Source organism: Vibrio sp. YT-19(2023), assembly GCF_033337395.1.
In genome coordinates this window covers 1-1,338 of record NZ_JAWOQN010000107.1, presented here as the reverse complement: position 1 = coordinate 1,338, position 1,338 = coordinate 1, and the positions used below count along the sequence as shown (strand labels likewise).

The 1,338-nt window shown below is 48.2% G+C and carries 1 protein-coding gene and 1 pseudogene; both read left to right on the top strand.

The genetic code is table 11. The annotated features are described in order from the left end of the window. The first annotated feature begins 139 nt into the window (after positions 1 to 139). Positions 140 to 559 carry a hypothetical protein gene (locus R7E78_RS24175; protein WP_017447880.1) on the top strand — a complete coding sequence of 140 codons (420 nt, stop codon included), beginning with the start codon at positions 140 to 142 and terminating at the stop codon, positions 557 to 559. Positions 560 to 777: 218 nt separating this feature from the next. Then, a pseudogene (locus tag R7E78_RS24170) lies at positions 778 to 1,338 on the top strand (copper transporter); the annotation flags it as partial.

The window sequence follows — 1,338 nt, the reverse complement described above, 5'->3', positions numbered from 1 at the left end:
GATTAATATGTCGAACCTCTCCCAAGATGCACCAAATATCTCACGCTTACTTGGGGGTGAATGCTTGACTTTCCCCCTAGGGTAACCTTTATTATTAAGCGGTTACTCGTTATTTACACTCATTTTGACTGGACTCCGTATGCGCCTTAAATCACTGCATACAATTTGGCTAACGTTATGTACAACGCTGATACTGCTGGTATCTAGCGTGGTTAACAGCGCGCCTTTAATGAGTATCAAAATGATGTCGAGTGGCGCTATGATGCCTGAACACATGACAGAAATGGCAAGCGCGAACGATCACTGCGGCTCCCCGAGCATGAGCATGGAGATGGCCTCATCGTTGAGCTCCGACTCTACAGAAATGACCATGAGCTGTGTTGATGGCTCCGGCATGATCCACAATTGCTGCACAGCATCTTGTTCATTCGTTTTCGTCCCGTTACCAGCCCCTGTCAGCCAACTATCCCCACTGGCTTATCGCGCATCCATTGCCTCAGAAATCACCGCACCAGTGGTACAAGTCACCCATGATTTGTATCGGCCTCCGATAGTTTAATCCATACAAAGCATTCGACCCTGCATCCCTTTGCAGGCAGTTTCTTTGCGCCCAACTGATAGCGTGCTCACCTCAGCTATTCGCTCGTAACTCCACTTGTTACCTGCTATTTAGCGATAGAAAAGTGCGTCATCCGTTTGGCAAATACCAACGCTCTCCCGCTCGGTTCAATCGTTCCCGAAACGCAAAAGAGCTTGGTATCAATTTGGATGTAAATTATGGAATTCAACCCAAATCGCTTAGTGGCACCAGTATGCTCACTGGCTCTGGTTGCCCTACCGGCTTTCAATGTGGTGGCGCAATCGCCAACCAATACGAAAGCACAACAAGAAGCGCAAGCTCAATCAATCCAAGCCCAATCAACCAATGAGCTAGCAAACCTCATTAGCGTTGCATTGAGCAACGATGGCAACCGCAAGCAGTTCTATGCTCAATCGGAAGCGATGCGTGAAACAGGCGTAGCCAGCGCAACCTTGATGGACCCGAAACTGAAAGTCGGTTTTGGTGGTTTGCCTGTCGATAACTTCAAATTTGACGAAGATCCGATGACCAATATCTCCGTCGGTTTGATGCAACAGTTCGAACGTGGCTCGACGCTCAACCTTCAACAAAAGAAAGCCAATCAACAAGCCGATGGTTTGTCTCTGCAAGTTCACGCACGGGAGCTTGAAGTGGCAAAAAGCATGACTCAGCTTTGGTTGGAGCTAGGCTATCAGCAGAAGGCAGAGCAAATTTTGCTAGAAAACCGTCGGCTCATGACGGAGATGGAAAACTTCGTT